This window comes from Dyadobacter sp. CY312 (genome assembly GCF_021390535.1).
In the GTDB taxonomy this organism is placed as follows: Bacteria; Bacteroidota; Bacteroidia; order Cytophagales; family Spirosomataceae; genus Dyadobacter.
In genome coordinates this window covers 177,357-196,738 of record NZ_JAJUXG010000018.1, presented here as the reverse complement: position 1 = coordinate 196,738, position 19,382 = coordinate 177,357, and the positions used below count along the sequence as shown (strand labels likewise).

The window sequence follows — 19,382 nt, the reverse complement described above, 5'->3', positions numbered from 1 at the left end:
GGGGCTGGCCTTAATGCCACGGATTCCCAAAGTTTTAAAACCAGTCATAATTCGTGAACATTGGTGCATCCGTGGCAAAAAAAATCAAAACTTACCGTTTTCGTCAGCCAGGCTGTAACGGAAGGTAAAATAGCTCGACTCTTCAGTTGGTACTTCTTCCGGAGCACCTTTGTAGTAGCTGATTATTTCTATTTTGGCAAATCTACCTGCCGCAGTTTTTACAAGAATGGTTCTGCCCACAATAGGTAAAATAGCATGAACGCTCATGTCATACTTGTACCATGAATTGCCGCTGCCGCCCGGAATAGCGCTCCCGCTTTCTCCATCCGTTTTGTAGCCGTCTTTCGGAGCTTCTGAAACCTGATCAAAAGATTTTTCCAAAACCTGTGCGCCGCCCTGACCGGGACCGCTCGTACCACCATTTACAGTAATGGTCGTTTTGCTAAATGCAACATCCCATTTATCCGTTTTTGAATCACCTGCAGGAACATCTTTTCCTGTAACCAGACTAAAATAGATATATGGTTTGGTATTGGCATTGAGGTCTTTCACCACCACGATCTCCGATTTTGCAGGAGATACAGTTTCAGTCCGGGTATTTACAGACATCGCATTTGCGTCACTGGCTCCCAGTGCAATCAAGGAGCTAAGAACTAATTTTATCATAATTTTTGATATGGTTTTAAATAAGCAGAGAGAAGTCCAGCTATGGCGGCTTCCCTCTGCTTATTCAGTTATAAATTAAGGTTATGCACCTTTTTTGACAAGTTCGTATTTCAGAGTTGGCTTGCCTCTCTCGCCGCCATCCGTGTTGGTATAGCTTAGGAACTGAATTTTGTACACATTGCCCGCACCATCTTTAATTACATAAAATCTGTCGGTGCGTACACCTGCCGGAGTTGTAGTGCCTGGTACAGCAGCACCGCGCCATTTTGTACCAATCACATCATTAGCAGTCGACCACGTTACAGCTGCAATATTAGCTTCTTTGAAATCTGCATAGGTTACAGTCGTATTCATAATTTGTGCGCCTGAAACTCCTCCCAGCTTGTTGATCGCAACATAATCCTGAACCCAGTAAGGTGTATTTAAGCCAGAATTGTATGTGCTATAGCTCCATGAGAAATCCCAGCTTTTTGTACGAGGCTCCACCGATACCACTTTGTCTGTTTCAAGAGATGCGAATACAAAATTGAAATCAGCATTTTTGGCAACATCCAGCGTTTTGATCGTGGTAGATCCCAGACGTGCATATTGTACTTTATATCCGGTTCCGTTACGTGTGATTTTAACTTTAAACCATTTGTCGGCAGACTTATTTCCTTCAAATGAGTAAACATAAACTTTGTTTTCCGCTTCTGTTGCTGAGATTTCTGCAATAGCTGTTTTGGTAAGATCGCCCGTCCAGTCGTCGGCAACAGAAACTGTTGTAGGATCTTCAACATTGTGATTCAACGCAATGCCAACTGAATCTGCTAATGTTACCGCATTGATATCAGTTTTAGTAGTTGCTTTTGCAGTTGATTGATATGCGGGATTCAATATCACTCTAAAATCCGCACCGCTATAAAATCCAAGGTTCCAGCTTTTGCGATCAACACCAGTTTGGTTGCTTCCACTCAAATCAAAATAAACTGAATTGGCATAAGTTACATCTCCAACTTTTCCATTCAATGTTACGTTGGATCCGGTCGAAGTGATCGCGGAAAAAGAAAGTTTTAAATTAGTATTTGTTCCGGTAAGTGCAGGAGTAGCAACTGAGGATATCTTCATAGCGATGTTCTCGTCACCATTCAAGGTAATCCCGGCTGTTTTCTTTACCTTAATAGTGGCGGAAGTTTGCCCGGCAGGAATGCTTACATTGATGCTATTCGCTGTTGTAACAGGATCTGTTGTGAAGTCTGTTCCGTAGACCAGTTTTGTTGGTGTAAGATCCACTTTAATAGCAGTAGCAGCGGTTTCTGCACGACTAAGCGTGATTTTAACCTCCACCTCGGTTTTAGTATTGTCAAACCCAAGTTCTGTGCTTTCAAAACCTGCAACGTTATCAGGTAGTGGTGGTTCGTCGTCCTTACAAGCATTAAACGATAACAGAAATGCAATGACTAACAGGTATTTAACTAATTTGTTCATAATTGTTTATTTGTTTGAAAGGGTATTAATTAATTTTTTGACCAGTTTACAGTAAGACCGAGAAAATAGGAGCGACCGTAGGATGTAGGAATGGAATTGCCGGGATCATGGGCGCCAGTACCTTGCGATGTGCTCAGGATGCTGGTCACATTAAACAGGTTTCTGGCTCCGCCTATCACATTGATGTATTTTGAGATGGTTTTCGTTAACGTCAGATCAGCCATGTGGTATCCTTCGGTTTCTGCCAGGCGAGCAACAACCTCTTTACTTGGTAAGGTGATTGTCTGGTAGCTGGGACGTTTTCCGTTGTATTTGTAAAACAAGTTAACAGTAGCTCCTAATTTTGGGAAACTGTATAAAAGGTTGGTATTGATTTCCGGCGACCAGGTGAATTGGGGGGTATCACCAAGTTCCTGGGGAGATTCGGAAAGCCGGTTATAGCGTGCAATGTAAGAGCCGCCAAGCGTTGCCGTGATGTTTTTCCAGTACAACTTATTTTCAAGGGTTAGTCCCTTTGTTTTAAAGAGGTTCAGGTTGAAATAAGTGGATACCGATGCATTTCCGGCGACTGTTCCGGTCGTGATCTGATCATGAAACACGTTGTAGAATGCACCTAGCGTTGAACTTAACCGCAGGTCTGTTTTTTCTGCCAATTGGAGTACAAATGAAGAATTGAAGCTATTGGAATACTCAGCTTTTAAGTTCTCGTTGCCGATAATGTCGTGGGACGCATCCTTGAATTTGAAGTAAAGTTCACGCAATGCCGGTGATCTAAAACCACGGGCGTAGCCGAAACGGAAATCAAGTTTTTTGTTCAGTACAATTTTACCGTTAAGGGAAGGAATCACCGGAGGCGCATCATACACTGAGTTTTGTAAGAATCTTAATCCGGGGCTCAGTTTAATTTTCTGTGTGATTTTAATTTCCGGAGCCAGAAATAGCGCATATTCGTTGATAGTAGGAGAGCCGAGAATACGGTCTCCTGAACTATTGTTGTTTGTTACATCAATTCCTGCCAGCAAGGTGAAATTCGGAGAAAATTTGTAAAGCGATGTTCCTCTGAAAAATGCCGTAGTAAATATTGACTTGTCCTGTGAAGCGCCTATCGCGAGGGTACGTTTGCCTGTTTCAAAATCAATTTGCGTATTTAAAGTCTTCCGGCTATAATCTGTGTAGGACACCGCGGCATTGAAACTCAGTTTTTCGTTCGCTTTAAATTCCCCCTGAGCCTGATGAAACCAGCGTTTCGAGATGTAATCTGTATCGCCCGCAAGGTTTAAGTTCTCGTTGACAGGTCCCAAAAAACTAATTGTCTCGTCGGTTCCATTGAATCGATACCAAACGTTCCACTTGTCCGCATTGTAGCCTGCCGAAGCTGTATACAATGCTTGACTTTTAGGCATCCAGGACTTGCTCCGACCAGTGGAATCTCCCTGCCATCCGCCAAAATCATTGCGGGTAAAGTTGCCTGATAGCTGAAAACCCTTTCTTTGCCAGATGGCACCAATATGTTGATTGTGCGTTCCGTTTTTGGTAAATGCGTTGTATTCCTTGCCCACTGTTTCTTCTTGAATACGAGCCGTAATCATCAGATTATCTTGATGTATACCTTTTTTTGAAATGATATTGATCACCCCTGCAAGTGCATCCGTTCCGTAAATTACGGACATGGGGCCTTCTACAATTTCAATTCGCTCTATGGTGTTGATGTCTATTTGCCCCAAACTTTCCCGCGTTCCTCCACGATCAACCATCGGAATACCGTCAAGAAGTATTTTGACATTCTGCCCAGTCATTCCCATCAGTTCGATGTCGCTTGCGCCCGTTGCAGGATCATTCGTAAACCGCATACCTAGCTCGGTGTTCAAAATAGTCTGCACGTTTGTAGCACCGCGCAGCCTTATACGTTCACTGTCAATGGTTCGAACCTGATATACTGAATTTTTTAAAGACTGGGCTTCAAATTGTCCCGTAACTACCAAATCTTTCAAGATAGCGGGTGATTCACCTAAAACTATATCCTCCTGTGATACCGTCTCTCCGGCTTTGATCTGTACAGTTCTTTCTATTTTATCATTACCCAAATTGGATATGACAATTTTATATGATCCTTCACGCACTGTAATGGAATATTTACCATTGCCATCGGTCGCTTGTCCGGCGTCCGATGGTTTCAGTACTACGTTTACTCCCTCAATTGGTTTACCTTCTTTACTAAGAACCTTTCCTGAAATGACCCCTTTATTAGTCTGAGCATTGGTTTCAGTACAGACGAATATCCAACAGATTGCCAGAAGGGAAAGGTATTTCATGAGTGTAATTGCAATTTAGACCAATTATATAGACGCAAAGGAAATGGTATTTAGACTAATTACAAAGTAAACTGAAATTAAAAGTTTTTTAGCTGTTGTAGTTATGAGCAGCGGAAGGAATGCATAGGCATTTAGTCTGCATCAGGTACAGCGCAAACCACCTAAGATTTTTGATTTAGAAAGACGGGATCAATTGTGTGAGGAAAAGTCTGTTGCAAAGAGGTGTTTATCCCAGGACTCAGTTCTATCGGATTTCAGCCTTTAAATCAACCGACACAATATCTTTCAGTTTCCAGTCTTTGCTGCCGATGTTGTAATCCAGTCGGTTGATGTCAAACTTGGCGTATAGGGAATAACCTCCGTCGTTATTTTTCTTTGCCTGAAACGGTAGGGTTACAGTTTTAGAAACGTCGCGGATTGTGAGTGTGCCGGTCGCCTGGTATTGACCGCCGGTTTTCTCGACTTTGGACGATTTGAAATGAATTTCGGGATATTTGGATACAAAAAAGTATTTCTCACTTTTCATATCCTTATCGCGCGAATTGTTGTTGGTCTTAAATGAAGTGGCAGCAATCGTGATATTGAAAGACGAATTTTTAAGATTCTTTTCATCAAAAACAGCCGATCCTTTGGGTGCGTCGAATGTGCCATCACAGGTTCCAAGAATGAATTTTACACTGAAACTGGTCGATCCGGAAACGATGCGGGTTGTCTGAGCTTGTGCGTTGCCAAAACTTAGAATGATAACGAATATAAAAAGTGTGAGTAAGTGTTTCATGATGAAAAGTTGTGGATAAGTTAGAGAAAATGGGTTCAGTTATGTGAATTGCAGTATGCGCGCTAATTGCTCACAGCTAGTCGCTCACAGCTAGTGGCTCACAGCTAGCCGCTCGCAGCTAATAGCCAACAGCTAATGACCAGCAATTATTGTTCCTCAAGAACTGACTCACCTTCAGAAAAATCGCCAGCCGTCCATTTCCATTTTTCATATAAACGTATTTTTCCATTCGGCATCATTTCAGGGACTGATTTACAGATGCCGGTCATTACTTCACCGTGTGTGTTAATCTGATGATATCTCATGTCAAGTCCGCCATTTTCGTCCACAAGAGCGATCAGATGTCCTGACCGGATCCTCCCGCCAGCATAAGTTGACGTCACTATGTTGCCTTCCTGTTTGTATCTGAACTGCATACTCAGATCTACCTCACCGTTTTCTGAGTTAGAAACCGGATTGAAAACTTTGTTGTTGTAATTAATTTCCATTTTGGGTTGCGGCTTTTTGAATGACTATTTCGTTAGTACAAGGTCAATTTTTTCATCCAGTTTTTTAAGCATTTCGACCTGTTTGGCCTGAATTTCGAACAAAGTTTTGATTTGTTCTTCCAACAAAAGATCCACTTTCTGGTGCAGGCTGCGTACTTCAAGCTCTGCTTTCAAATTTACCATGTAGTCGTTTTCCGCATTGATCCGGTCTTTTTCCTCCTGCCGGTTCTGGCTCATCATAATAATTGGTGCTTGCAATGCTGCAACGGATGACAGAACAAGGTTCATCAGAATGAAAGGAAAAGGGTCAAACTGAGCAGATGCCGGTACCACTGAGTTATAAGCGATCCAGGCGATCAGTATGACGGAGAAAGTAATTATGAATGTCCAGCTGCCTCCGAATTTGGCGACCTGATCTGAAATTCTCTGGCCGGTTGTTGACTTTTCTGCCGGTGGGTGTAAGAGGTTACTCAGTAGCACATCCTGATCTTTTATGGATTGCAGCACAATGTCATGAAGTTTTTTCATCTGTGCTCCCTGTACGTCAAGTATGTTCTCAGTATCGTCTTTTTCGGTATCCATGTTTTCAATTTTGATTCCCAATTTACGAATTTGCTATTCTATACGTTATCAGGATACAAAATTTCACAGTTATATAAAGAGCGAGATGATGTCGAATAGGAGAGGATATTTCAAAATGACAATTGCGGAGGATCTTGCTAATTTTATATAATAGATAATCTATAAACTTAGAAGAGATAATTTTATATTAAGTATGAAAATAATGTAGTTTCTCAAATCTCTTTAATAAATTTGGACCGGATATCAGAATTAACGGAATTACAGAACTTATCTATCCGTGTCGACTGTTAAAGTTCACAGCTACATCTGACCCGTTTGGTTCTGTAACAGGTTTAGAAGCATACACATTGTAACTTTTATGATCCTTTTATTCAGTAGCTTACCATTAATTCAGTTTCTGTCATGAAATTAGTGCCCATAGAAAAGCGTAGCGGACTTACCCGTGAAGAGTTCATCGAAAACTATTTAAAACCAAGCCGCCCCGTTGTTTTTACGGATTTGATGAAGGATTGGCCGGCAATGCAAAAATGGACTTTCGAGTGGCTAAGAGAAAATCACGGGCAAATTGAAGTGCCTTTGGTAGATAACCACGTGCACGACGCAGATAAATATTTCCAAACCGCCAAAACGATGAAGTTTGGCGAATATCTTTCGGCTATTGAAGCCGGTCCCACAGACCTTCGGTTGTTTTTGTTTGATATATTCAAAAAAGCACCTTCGTTGGAAAAAGATATCATTTTCCCGACAATCATGGATGGCTTTCTGAAATCCTACAAATTTGTGTTTTTCGGAGGACAAGGTGCAATTACGAACCTCCACTACGATATGGACTGTTCCAATGTGTTTCTGACGCAGTTCCATACCAGGAAGCAGGTGATTTTGTTTGCGCCCGAAGATAGCGCAAGGCTTTATCATCATCCGTTCACGGTAATGAGTAAAGTGGATCCGATTAATCCGGATTATGCCAAATTCCCGGCATTGAAAGGATTGGTTGGACATGAGACGACGCTTTTACACGGTGAAACGATTTTTATTCCATCACTTTGGTGGCACTACATTCGTTACATCGATGGCGGATTCAGTCTGGCTTTGCGTGCCAACAATTCTATATTCACAGCAATGCGTGGTGGTATGAATATCGTTCGCCATACGTTTGTTGATAAAAGCATGACGAAGTTACTTGGTCTTGGCTGGCAGCATTGGAAGGAAAAACAAGCTGTTGAAAAGGCACAAGCGATTTTGCAGGAACAGGCATAGTTATTGATATTGTTACCAATATACCCTGGCAAGAAACCTGCCGGGGTATTTTAGGTTATAAGCTTTTACGCATCATCACATGTTATGAATTTCGAACTCACATCAGAATACAAACCAACCGGCGATCAGCCGGAAGCGATCCGGCAGCTTTTGCATGGTGTCAACGCCGGCGAGCCCGCGCAGACGTTACTTGGTGTAACCGGTTCGGGGAAAACTTTTACGGTTGCTAATGTGGTGGCTGAAATTAACCGACCTACGCTGGTTTTGAGTCATAACAAAACGCTAGCTGCACAGCTTTACGGAGAATTTAAGCAGTTTTTCCCCAATAACGCAGTTGAGTATTTTATAAGCTATTACGATTATTATCAGCCCGAAGCGTTCATCTCCAGCACCAATACCTATATAGAAAAGGACCTGATGATCAATCAGGAAATTGATAAGCTGAGATTACACACTGTTTCTTCACTGATGAGCGGGCGGCGTGATGTCTTGGTGGTAGCTTCTGTATCGTGCATATATGGTGCAGGAAACCCGAATGAGTATAAAAAAAGTATTGTCAGTGTAAAACTTGGAGACATTGTCAGCAGAAATCAGTTTCTGTTCAGGCTGGTCGAAATACTATACAGTCGCACCGAAGTAGAATTTAGCCGGGGTACTTTCCGTGTGAAAGGTGATACAGTGGATATTTTTCCGGGGTATGCAGATTTTGCTTACCGTATCATTTTCTTCGGCGATGAAATAGAAGAAATCCAGCGAATTGAACCTGAAAGTGGCAAGAAGATTTCCAATGACAAAGCAGTAGCTATTTTTCCGGCGAATTTGTTTGTAACCGGTCGCGATGTGCTTAATCAGTCAATCAAGGAAATTCAGGATGATCTTGTTCAGCAGATCAAATATTTTACAAAGGAAGGACGTCTTGCAGAGGCGGAACGTGTGAAAGAACGCACGGAATTCGATATGGAAATGATGCGGGAACTGGGCTACTGCTCAGGTATTGAGAACTATTCGCGATACTTTGACAGACGTCTTCCAGGGCAACGGCCGTTCTGTCTTTTAGATTATTTCCCGGAAGATTTCCTGATGGTGGTGGACGAAAGTCATGTAACCATGCCTCAGATCCGTGCAATGTGGGGTGGCGACCGGTCTCGCAAGGAGTCGTTGGTTGAATATGGTTTCCGACTGCCGTCAGCAATGGACAACCGACCGCTTACATTTCAGGAATTTGAGGATATGACCCCGCAGACCATATTCGTAAGTGCCACACCGGCGGATTATGAATTGAGAAAATCGGAAGGTGTTGTGGTTGAGCAAATTATTCGTCCAACCGGCTTGCTGGACCCTGAAATAGAAGTGAGGCCAAGTTTGAATCAGATAGATGACCTGCTCGACGAAATAACCAAACGTATTGAAATGGGCGACAGGGTGCTCATCACAACTTTGACCAAAAGAATGGCTGAGGAATTGAGTAAGTACCTTGATCGTGTTGGTATTAAGTGCCGTTATATTCACTCAGAAGTAAAAACACTTGATAGGGTGGAAATTCTGAGAGAGTTGCGTTTAGGTGTATTTGATGTTTTGGTTGGCGTCAACCTGTTACGAGAAGGTTTGGATTTACCGGAAGTTTCGCTGGTTGCGATTATGGATGCCGACAAAGAAGGATTTCTTCGTGATGTACGTTCCATGATCCAGACGATTGGCCGCGCCGCGCGTAATGATCGGGGAAAAGTAATTATGTATGCCGATGTAATGACCGGTTCTATGGAACAGGCTATTGATGAAACGAACAGGCGTAGAAGTATTCAACTGGAATACAACCGTGCTCATGGTATTGTGCCAAAAACGATTCTTAAATCGCGGGAGGCCATTATGGAACAAACATCCGTTGCCGACTCCAAACCGAGAAGGGCATATGTAGAGCCATCCGAAATTCGCATCGCTGCTGACCCGGTAGTGCAATACATGGGTAAAAATGACCTTCAGAAATTGATCGCCGAAACCCAGAGAAAAATGGAATCTGCGGCGAAAGATCTTGATTTTCTTGAAGCTGCAAGGCTTCGTGATGAGCTGTTGCAATTAAAAGAACAGGTGAAAAATAAAGTTTAGATCGTATTTTAAGTGCGTTTCGTAAAACAAAAACAGGAAGCTTGGAAGGGCTTCCTGTTTTTGTTTTATAAGGGCTTCGTTATGGGGATAACCTGTGTAAAGATTGAAAAAGGTCCTCCAAATAAATGTTTCTTCAATTCTGTTTTTCCTTCATATCTATTGGTTAAACCTTTTAAATATTCTTGTAACCAGGGTTTTACCTGGCACTGCTTGTTGCTCTTCTTAACGACACTTTATTTAATAAATAAATTCTTTATATTGATTAGAATTAGTTATTAATAATACTACATTTGAGTACTTTAACATACCTAATTAATATTACATATTGATATTGGTATCTGTTAATGCGTGATAAGCAGTCTATCTACTATCATTAAATCCTCTTTTATGAAAACGCTCTGTCTGTTAGGAATTCTGACGCTATGCGCGGTTACCAGTATAGCTCAGAAAAGGATTGATTTTCGTATACCGGCCGTGACCAGCGGTTTTGATCTCAAAGGGAAATTTAAGCAGCACGAATTGTTTAAAGCAGATGTAGGTAATATTTATAAACAACTTAATAAAAGTGTCGAAAAACGCTTCAAACTGACATTTTCGGATAAGCTTAGTTGGGAATTCGACTTGGAAAAGAATGAATTGCTTGCTCCTGCTTACGTTGAAATTGTTGCAGGAGAGGGTGGGGAAATAAAAAGAAAGGTGTCATCAGCGAGAAGTTATTCAGGTATTTTGAAAGGAGGAAGGGGACGTATATCGATGACTGTTGACCATGGTTTTTTTTCAGCGGCGATCACCGATGGCGGGCAGACCTGGTATGTGGAGCAGGCACAATATCTGAATGGAGAAACCGATTCCGATGTAGTAGTAGTTTATAATTCGAGTGATGTCATTCCTCTGGAAGGTGCGCAGTGTGGTGTGGAAGATACGGAAAGCAAGGTTGCTGAATTTAAAGAAACAAAATCATCGGCTCGGGTTGCGGCTGACGGCTGCAAAGTTGTGGAACTTGCTATTGCGTCCGATCTGTCCATGTTTACTAAATACGGCAGCGCTTCGGCTGCATTTAATCACAACATTGCCATTATGAACAACGTAGCTGTACTTTACCGGCATGAGTTCTCTGACAATATTGAATTTCGTATTGTGGCGCAATACATTGCCGAGGCACCATCAGCTGAGCCGTTTCTGCCTTTAACTGATTCAACAGATCCTTCAACTGTGTTATGGAATTTTACAGCTTGGGCCGAAGCTGGCAACTTTAAGGTCGATTATGGGATTGGGCAGTTGTGGACAAACAGGGATTTTAATGCTGCGGCAGTAGGAATAGCCTGGGTGCGTGGGGTTTGCACCGCTGGCAGGTACAATGCTTTGCAGGACTTTGGTGGGAACATGGCTGCAATGGCCGTATTGGCAGCGCATGAAATAGGCCACAATTTTGGAGCTGATCACGATGCATCCCGCTCTGCAACAATCATGGCGCCATCGGTAAATATGTCAATAAACTGGTCGCCCGTTTCCAAGTCAGACATTAGCAACCAAATTTCAATACGAAGCTGTTTCAAAAGCTGTTCACCCTCCGTGACGCCGGATTTCGCGATCTCACCTAGTGCGGCTTGCGTTGGGGGAAGTGTTTTGTTTAAGGATAAATCAACAAATAGCCAAGCTCGTAATTGGGGATTCTCGTCGGGAAGTCCATCCACTTCCACAGTGGCACAGGTCCCTGTGACTTATGCCCTTGCGGGTGTATACGATGTGAGTTTAACAGCTGACAACACCAACACTTTACACATTCCGGGGCGCGTTATTGTGAACGATGTTGCTCTTAACAAAGAGTCGTGTGTTATCCCTTCCGGTGCCGGAGGGACGGGTGGTATTAAGTATTTTGGATTGAATGAAATTTCTTTTTCGTCGGGTAATGCTGCAACGGACGGAGCAAGGTACGTTGATCGATCCTGTTCACAGATTGCAGACCTGCAAAAGAACACATCCTACGATTTTACCATTAATGTAGGCCAGGCAGGTGCACAGGAATATGTAAGCATTTACATTGATTACAATGGGGATGGCATGTTTAATGAGTCCGATGAGCGGGTGATTGCAACTGACAATACATGGGCGGGACACCTTATTTACAATACTGCCGCAAATTCCTGGCTCAGATTTACAACGCCATTTCAAATTACTACAAACAAAATATTGAGGTTAAGAATCATTACTGATACTACAAAACCGGGCAGTGCCTGCCACAATCCGGTGAATGGTCAGGTGGAAGATTATGGCGTTGTTTTCAGAGGAGAAATGAGTAATAATAGTTCGCTGCCTGTTGATCTGATCTCTTTCAATGGAAAAAGTTTAGAGAGCCACAATCTGTTACAGTGGCGAACTGTAAACGAAACTGGGATGAAATCCTACACGGTACAGCGAAGTGAAGACGGGTTTCAATTTTTTGATATTGGTGCGGTATCATCCCAAAATACAGGGCGTGATCAGTTTCTATACGAGTTTAAAGATGATCAAATCACGGATGAAACGGGAGGTTATTATTATAAACTTCAAATGGCTGAGCTGGATGGAAAGTCAACTTTCAGCAGAATTGTTTATATCAAAAACAACAGTTTTAAATCAGGCCTCGCCCTTGTAAACTGCCAGACCCTGATCAATGGAAATGATATCTCCTATGATCTGGTGTCGAACAGAAGCAGGTTGGTTACCATTACCGTATTTGATGTAATGGGTAATAAGGTGAGAACATGGGACCGGCAGATTTCTGACGGGAAAAACCATATAAAAGACGACATGTCCCGACTCAATTCCGGTATCATGTTTCTCAGTATTAAATCGGAGGATCAGCCGGTAATTGTACAGAAAATACTGAGATAATTGTACCTCAAATAATTTTAAACTATGCCCTATGTAAATAGGAAAATGTAAGACCGGATTGAGTAATCGTTGTGTTGGTAGTCAGATAAAGGTGATCACTTCCATGTATCACCTTTATTTATGCCAATTCTTCTACCGCAACACTTCCTTTAATAAACGCCACGGCTTCCGTCCAGTTATTCACTCTCTGGTGTCTGGTAACATTGATATTGTGTCCTGCTGTGAAAAGGACGGGTGTTCCCTTACAAAAATCCAGATTTTTCAAGTGATCGTCAATCAGGAAATCGGTGGCAATAACGCTTTTATCTCCGCAAAAAATGATGTTTCTCCATGAAATGAAAGGGCAATGTTCGGCGAGCCAGTCGTACTTTTCTGCCAATGAATTGGGGAATTCCATCGCTGCTGACACAATGTAAATCTCGAAGTCCTGTGCGAGTTCTGTTAATGCTTCAATTGCGCCTGGCATTACAGGTGCGTTGCGGAAAAAACCGGGTTTGTATAATAAACTGCGTGCCGCAACGGCATCCGGGAAGGCTTCGTCCTCTGGTTTTCCCAATAAATCTTTCTTGTTGATCTTCACTCCAAATTCCTTTTCGTAAAAATTGATCCAGTTGGTTTCAATGTCCACAATGACATTGTCCATGTCAATAGCTATTGTTTTTCTCATGATATGTGTTGCTTTATTGTGCAACAAATGTATTTAAAATTTGCAATATATTGCAATAATTTGCGGTTTTATTTTTCTATATTTGCAAAATATCGAATTTGAGTATGCTAAAAGAAGAACGTTTTCAGTTGATTTTAGAACAGCTGAATCAGGAACAAAAAGTGCAATTGGGGCAGCTGAGTGATCTTTTGAAGGTTTCAGAGGACACTGTGAGGAGAGATATAAAAGAGCTGGCCGATCAGGGATTATTGAAATCCGTGAGAGGAGGGGCTGTTCCACATTCTCCGGGACCGCATCATTTTCGGGACAGGATTGGTTACGGAAGCGAACAAAAGCAAATAATTGCAAAGAAGGCATTGCAGTTTTTACAGGATGGGCAGGTCGTTATTTTCGACGGGGGAACATCAGCATTGCTTATTGCGCAGTCGCTGCCAAAAGATATACGGTTAACAGTTGTGACCAATAGTTTTCCTATTGCCAACATCCTTGAAGAACATGAAAAAGTAGAAGTGCTGTTTGCTGGCGGGCGACTTATGAAAAATTCATTTGTTACGGTTGGAAACGAAACCATCCAGTTTTTTAGAAAATTTCGGGCTGATGTATGTCTTTTAGGAATTTGCAGCATTCATGCGGAGCTAGGAGTTACCGGACCTGATTTTGAAGAAAGTGAAGTGAAAAGGGCTATGATCGAATCGTCGCGTGAAGTTGTTGCGCTTTCCACTATGGAAAAGTTGGATACAGCGGAAGCATATTATGTTTGTCCGACTAACCAGCTTACAACAATAGTAACTGATCAGCCGGACGAACGGGAAGAATTCAGAATTTACCGTGAAATTGGGATCAAAATGGTTTAGTGAATGGTTTGCTATTGCTGATCATCCTTATCTTCGGAGGTCTGTTCAATCTTGAAAAAGGTGTCGTCAATCATTCTGGTTTCCTGATTCAGGACATTGGAAAAGCCCAGCATGAATGCAATGACGAACCTTCTCAGCCATTTTACAACGGTGTGAGAAACACAATTTAACTTCATTTTTTATTCCTTTAAAATGTAAGAAATACCGTTACGTTCCAGGTGCAGTACACTGGAATTGGAGCACAGTTCAGTTGCAGAACAGGCAAACGGATAATAGGGAATGACTCTTACTCAGGAATGAATGAGGTCTTCGTCAGGAGAAGTTGTAGTACATCTGGCCGTAAAAACCGACTTATTGCAGGACTGAAAATGATTTGTGGTTGGATAAAGCTGGAAGGAGATTGTTGAGCTTACTTCTAGTTTTTGAGAGAGGGAATCCAGCCTGATTGTTTGTAAACGAATCGTTTGAGGTATATATGGGCTTTTGGTAAAGCTGCTGTAACGGATTGTTCCGGCAGTCTTTGTAAAATTTGACCTGTTTGAGATAACATTTTCAACAGTCGGAACAGGTCTTACTGATTGAAACTGAAATGTGCCATTGGCAAGGCCGGCCGACAAAAACGCCAGAAATAACCACTGAAAAATGGGAAATTTAGTCTTGTATGAGTGAGCTGTTTCTATCATGTTCTTATCTTGGTCCCATTCTGATCGCACCATCCAGTCGGATCACTTCTCCGTTTAACATCACATTCTCCACAATGGATTTTGCCAAGAGGGCATATTCATGAGGTTTCCCAAGTCGTGCAGGAAACGGCACCTGCTGTCCCAAAGACAGGCGGGCTTCTTCAGGCAGCCCCAGCATCAAAGGCGTTTCAAATAATCCCGGCGCAATGGTCATGACACGGATGCCTGATTTGGCAAGATCCCGAGCAATAGGAAGCGTCATACTGACAATACCACCTTTACTTGCCGCATAAGCAACCTGACCAATTTGACCGTCATACGCCGCCACAGAAGCTGTATTAATAATCACGCCACGTTCTCCTTCACTGTTGGCTTCATTTTTCTCCATGGCAAATGCCGCCAAACGAATTACATTGAACGTTCCAATAAGATTGATACGGATTGTTTTATCAAAAATTTCAAGAGAATGCGGACCATATACACCATCCGTTTTTCCAACAGTTTTTCCAACTGGTGCAATGCCCGCACAGTTCACCACAATGTTTATTGAACCGAATATTTCCAGCGCCGAGTTAATGGCCAGTTTAACATCTACTTCATCAGACACATTGGTTTTGATGAATTTCAGTTTACCAGAAAACTCATTTTCTAAATTTTTACCAGCAGTTTCATTAACATCCAGAACAACAACATTAGATCCTTCGGAAAGGAACAATCTGGCTGTGGCTTCTCCAAGTCCCGAAGCACCGCCGGTAATAAGAGCTGTTGCGTTTTTTAGTTGCATAGTTATTAAACATTTAAGGTGACACAGAGTTTCACAGAGATTAATAAGAGTTTCACAGAGAAGAAAATTTATCTCCGCGGCTCTCCTTTTTTACCTCTGTGTAACTCCGTGTTAATAAACCATTACGAAACCACCTCAATTTTCACCTTCAATAAAAACTCATCCATTTCGATCTCACTGGCTGCACCATTTAAGTCGCCAACCAGATCTAGATCCAGAGCTTGTACTTCCTGGCAGATGTATTCTTTATTGGCAGTAACTGCACTTGCCAACAACTCATCGTTGTTTTGAAGCGTAATTTTGATTTTATCCGTAACCTCAAATCCACTGTCTTTACGCAGATTCTGAATACGGTTTACAAAATCACGGGCAATGCCTTCCAGCCTCAGTTCCTCCGTAACGGTAATGTCAAGCGCAACAGTCAGACCGTTTTCACTTGCTACAAGCCATCCCGGAACGTCCTCCGTGTAGATTTCCACTTCTTCGGGTAAAATAACAGCTACCGGTTGAAGATCGATGATCATGTACTGACCATCTTTTTCCAGTTGAGCTATTTCCGTATTGTCCCAAAGTTTGATCTTTTCAGCAACTGCCTGCATGTCTTTTCCAAACTTCCGACCCAGAACCTTGAAATTAGGTTTGGCCTTTTTATGGAAAAATCCGTCGTTGTCATTAATCGCATCAACGTCTTTCACATTCACTTCTGACAAAATAATGGCAGAAACCTGTTTGATCTGACGACTGGTTTTCTCTGTCAATGCCGGGATCAATACTTTTGAAAGCGGCTGACGTACTTTTAATTTATGTTTTTTACGAATCGAATGTACCAACGAACTGATCGACTGAGCCATTTCCATTGCTTCTTCCAGATCCAGGTCAATGGCCTGGTATTCTACAAGCGGCCAGTGCGTCAAATGCACGGAATCGAATTTCAATAAAGAATCGGCCTTCTTCGCTTCATCCCTGATTCCGTCCGTCAGGCTTTTGTACAACCATTCTCCAAAGAATGGAGCAATAGGCGACATCAGTTGAGACACAGTTACAAGGCAATGTTGTAACGTTTCATAAGCTGCTTTTTTATCTTCCGTTAGGCCAGATCCTTGTTCGCTGGAAGGATTCCAGAAACGACGACGGTTCAGGCGGATATACCAGTTGGACAATTGGTCCGTAACGAAATCCTGTACCAAACGGCCTGCTTTTGTCGGATTGTAGTCATCAAACTGTTCGCCCACTTCTTTGATCAGCGTATTCAGTTTGGACAAAATCCATCGATCCAGTTCCGTTCTTTGTTCAACCGGTACCGATGTAGCCTCATGGAAGTTGTAACCATCCAAATTGGCATACAGTGCAAAGAAATTATAAGTATTCACCAGCGTTCCGAAAAACTTCCGCTGTACTTCCTGAATACCATCAATATTAAATTTCAGGTTATCCCAGGGTTCCGCATTGGTGATCATGTACCAGCGCGTTGCATCCGGGCCATATTTTCCAAGAGTTTCAAACGGATCAACGGCATTGCCAAGACGTTTGGACATCTTATTACCGTTTTTATCCAAAACCAAACCAGTTGAAACGACATTCTTAAATGCAACGGAATCAAACAGCATTCCTGCTACTGCATGCAAAGTAAAGAACCAACCACGTGTCTGATCCACACCTTCCGAAATAAAATCGGCTGGGTAACTCTGGTTAAATATCTCCTGATTTTCAAATGGATAGTGCCACTGTGCATACGGCATTGCACCTGAATCGAACCATACGTCGATCAGATCCGGCTCACGGTGCATGACATGTCCGGATGGAGATATCAACACGATCGTATCCACATAAGGACGGTGCAGATCGTAATCTCCATGCTGCAATTTGAGCAGATATTCGGAGTTATGAGCTGCCTGTTCACGTGTCAAATGCCCGGAAATGATGGCTTCTTCCAGCAAATCTTTCAGTTCCTCGATAGAACCAATACATCTTTCTTCACCATATTCACTGCGCCAGATCGGCAACGGAGTTCCCCAGTAACGCGAACGCGACAAGTTCCAGTCAACCAGATTTTCCAGCCAGTTTCCAAAACGGCCCGTTCCGGTACTTTCCGGTTTCCAGGTGATGGTTTTATTCAATTCTACCAGTTTGTCTTTTACGGCAGTGGTTTTGATAAACCAGCTGTCGAGCGGGTAGTACAATACCGGCTTGTCCGTACGCCAGCAATGTGGGTAAGGGTGTTCGTATTTTTCAACTTTGAAAGCTTTGCCTTCCTCTTTCAGTCTGATCGCGATCAATACATCCGTAGCACGGAATTCAGGATCGTTCTGCTCAGCCTCAGAATAATATTCAGGTTTAACGAAACGACCTGCATAATCCGTGATTTCTTTCACAAACCGTCCCTGGCGATCCACGATCGGCACCTCTTTGCCCGTTTCGTCTTTCACCATGATGGAAGGGATCCCGTTGGCTTGCGCCACCCGGAAATCGTCCGCGCCAAAAGTAGGGGAGGTGTGTACCACACCCGTACCGTCTTCTGTTGTAACAAAATCACCAACGATAACCCTGAATGCAGGTAGCTCGGGCTGGATATAAGGCATCAATTGCTCGTACTCAATTCCTTCCAGATCCTTACCTTTAAACTCTGAAACCACAGACCACGGCAAATGCTTTTTATCACTTGCGGCAAATCCGTCAAAGTCGCCATCCTGATATTTGTCAGAAAAATATTTTCCGATCAAATCCTTGGCAAGAACCACATGAACCGGCTCGTAGGTATATGGATTAAAGGTTTTAACCAGTACATAATTGATGTTTGCACCAACAGTCAGCGCTGAGTTTGCAGGCAAAGTCCAGGGTGTGGTAGTCCACGCAAGAATCCGGATATCAAGTCCTGATGTATTGGCAAATACCGGATATGTTTCCTGGTTTTTTACCTTAAACATAGCCACAATGGTGGTGTCTTTTACATCCTTGTATGTACCCGGCATGTTCAGCTCATGGCTCGAAAGCCCGGTTCCTGCCGCCGGAGAGTAAGGCTGAATGGTGTAGCCTTTATATAACAATCCTTTGTCGTAGAGCTTTTTAAGTAAACTCCACAAACTTTCGATGTATTCGCTTTTATATGTAATGTACGGATCGTCCAGGTCAACCCAGTATCCCATTTTCTCAGTAAGATCATTCCATTGATCTGTGAATTTCATTACCGTTTGTCGGCATTTTTCGTTGTAATCAGCGATGGAGATGGTTTTACCGATATCATCCTTGGTAATGCCCAGTTCTTTTTCAACCTGCAATTCAACGGGTAGTCCGTGTGTATCCCAGCCACCTTTACGTTTTACCTGAAAACCCTGTAAAGTTTTGTAACGGCAGAAAATATCCTTGATCGAACGAGCCATAACGTGGTGAATACCAGGTGTTCCGTTCGCTGACGGTGGTCCTTCAAAAAATGTAAAAGAAGGTGATCCTTCACGTGTATCTACGGAAGCTTCAAATATCTTGTTGTCCTTCCAGAATTTCAGTACATCGTCTGCAATCTGTGGATAGCTCAGGTTTTTAAATTCGTTGTATTTCATAAATAAGCTTATAGCTGTTAGCGTGGTCCGTCATACGGTTGGCTTTTAGCTTTTCTTTATAACAAAGATCCTCTGTTTCTTGTTTTTGGGAGTGCAAAATTACGGATTTTTTCTGTGAATGGGAGGAGGAGCTACTTATGATTGAGGGGGAGATTTTACAATGATGCAATTTTGCCCCTCAAATCAGGAGTAGTCGTTTGAATTTAGAGGGTTATCTTTTTGATTCTTAACAAATTATATTGCTTAACAAGTAAATCTTATTTGTAAAATTGCTCACAAATAACAAAAAAGGTGAAACGAAACTTTTTAAAGT

Annotated in this window: 15 protein-coding genes; 4 read left to right on the top strand and 11 right to left on the bottom strand. The window is 42.4% G+C overall.

The genetic code is table 11. The features are described from left to right. Window positions 1-84: 84 nt before the first annotated feature. The 6 genes from LZG71_RS24195 to LZG71_RS24170 all read right to left on the bottom strand — a co-directional run bounded on the left by LZG71_RS24195 (window position 85) and on the right by LZG71_RS24170 (window position 6,293). Window positions 85-666, bottom strand: coding sequence for an HmuY family protein (locus LZG71_RS24195; protein ID WP_233824816.1), 582 nt, complete (start codon window positions 664-666; stop codon window positions 85-87). A gap of 81 nt (window positions 667-747) precedes the next feature. Next, window positions 748-2,133, bottom strand: coding sequence for an HmuY family protein (locus tag LZG71_RS24190; RefSeq protein WP_233824814.1), 1,386 nt, complete (start codon window positions 2,131-2,133; stop codon window positions 748-750). A 29-nt stretch (window positions 2,134-2,162) separates the two neighbouring features. After that, window positions 2,163-4,445 carry a TonB-dependent receptor gene (locus tag LZG71_RS24185; RefSeq protein ID WP_233824812.1) on the bottom strand — a complete coding sequence of 761 codons (2,283 nt, stop codon included), beginning with the start codon at window positions 4,443-4,445 and terminating at the stop codon, window positions 2,163-2,165. Between the two features lie 244 nt (window positions 4,446-4,689). Continuing rightward, window positions 4,690-5,223 carry a YceI family protein gene (locus tag LZG71_RS24180; protein WP_233824810.1) on the bottom strand — a complete coding sequence of 178 codons (534 nt, stop codon included), beginning with the start codon at window positions 5,221-5,223 and terminating at the stop codon, window positions 4,690-4,692. A gap of 146 nt (window positions 5,224-5,369) precedes the next feature. Beyond that, window positions 5,370-5,711 carry a n-acetylglutamate synthase gene (locus LZG71_RS24175; protein ID WP_233824808.1) on the bottom strand — a complete coding sequence of 114 codons (342 nt, stop codon included), beginning with the start codon at window positions 5,709-5,711 and terminating at the stop codon, window positions 5,370-5,372. Between the two features lie 24 nt (window positions 5,712-5,735). Further along, window positions 5,736-6,293 carry a DUF1003 domain-containing protein gene (locus LZG71_RS24170; RefSeq protein ID WP_233824806.1) on the bottom strand — a complete coding sequence of 186 codons (558 nt, stop codon included), beginning with the start codon at window positions 6,291-6,293 and terminating at the stop codon, window positions 5,736-5,738. Window positions 6,294-6,695: 402 nt separating this feature from the next. Between LZG71_RS24170 and LZG71_RS24165 the strand changes: the two genes are divergently transcribed. The 3 genes from LZG71_RS24165 (at window position 6,696) to LZG71_RS24155 (ending at window position 12,527) form a co-directional block, all read left to right on the top strand. After that, window positions 6,696-7,550, top strand: a complete 855-nt coding sequence (locus tag LZG71_RS24165; protein ID WP_233824804.1) for a cupin-like domain-containing protein — start codon at window positions 6,696-6,698, stop codon at window positions 7,548-7,550. An 84-nt stretch (window positions 7,551-7,634) separates the two neighbouring features. After that, window positions 7,635-9,653: an excinuclease ABC subunit UvrB gene (gene uvrB / locus LZG71_RS24160; protein ID WP_233824802.1), complete on the top strand. Its 2,019-nt coding sequence runs from the start codon at window positions 7,635-7,637 to the stop codon at window positions 9,651-9,653. Window positions 9,654-10,040: 387 nt separating this feature from the next. Then, window positions 10,041-12,527, top strand: coding sequence for a M12 family metallo-peptidase (locus tag LZG71_RS24155; RefSeq protein WP_233824800.1), 2,487 nt, complete (start codon window positions 10,041-10,043; stop codon window positions 12,525-12,527). A gap of 118 nt (window positions 12,528-12,645) precedes the next feature. Here LZG71_RS24155 and LZG71_RS24150 read toward each other — a convergent pair whose 3' ends face one another. Further along, window positions 12,646-13,194 (bottom strand): 5' nucleotidase, NT5C type, encoded by a 549-nt coding sequence (locus LZG71_RS24150; protein WP_233824798.1) that lies wholly within the window; start codon window positions 13,192-13,194, stop codon window positions 12,646-12,648. A 104-nt stretch (window positions 13,195-13,298) separates the two neighbouring features. Here LZG71_RS24150 and LZG71_RS24145 point away from each other — a divergent pair, with 104 nt between their 5' ends. After that, complete coding sequence (locus LZG71_RS24145) at window positions 13,299-14,048, top strand: DeoR/GlpR family DNA-binding transcription regulator (protein WP_233824796.1); 750 nt, start codon at window positions 13,299-13,301, stop codon at window positions 14,046-14,048. 11 nt (window positions 14,049-14,059) lie between these two features. Here LZG71_RS24145 and LZG71_RS24140 read toward each other — a convergent pair whose 3' ends face one another. The 4 genes from LZG71_RS24140 to ileS form a co-directional block, all read right to left on the bottom strand. Beyond that, the gene (locus LZG71_RS24140) at window positions 14,060-14,224 is read right to left on the bottom strand and encodes a hypothetical protein (RefSeq protein WP_233824794.1); all 165 of its coding nucleotides are present in this window, start codon (window positions 14,222-14,224) and stop codon (window positions 14,060-14,062) included. 114 nt (window positions 14,225-14,338) lie between these two features. Next, a complete protein-coding gene (locus LZG71_RS24135; RefSeq protein ID WP_233824792.1) occupies window positions 14,339-14,731 on the bottom strand; it encodes a hypothetical protein in 393 nt (130 codons plus the stop codon). Between the two features lie 4 nt (window positions 14,732-14,735). Beyond that, on the bottom strand, window positions 14,736-15,515 hold the full coding sequence (locus LZG71_RS24130; protein ID WP_233824790.1) for a 3-hydroxyacyl-CoA dehydrogenase: 780 nt from the start codon (window positions 15,513-15,515) through the stop codon (window positions 14,736-14,738). 122 nt (window positions 15,516-15,637) lie between these two features. Then, complete coding sequence (gene ileS / locus LZG71_RS24125) at window positions 15,638-19,069, bottom strand: isoleucine--tRNA ligase (RefSeq protein WP_233824788.1); 3,432 nt, start codon at window positions 19,067-19,069, stop codon at window positions 15,638-15,640. Window positions 19,070-19,382: the final 313 nt, after the last annotated feature.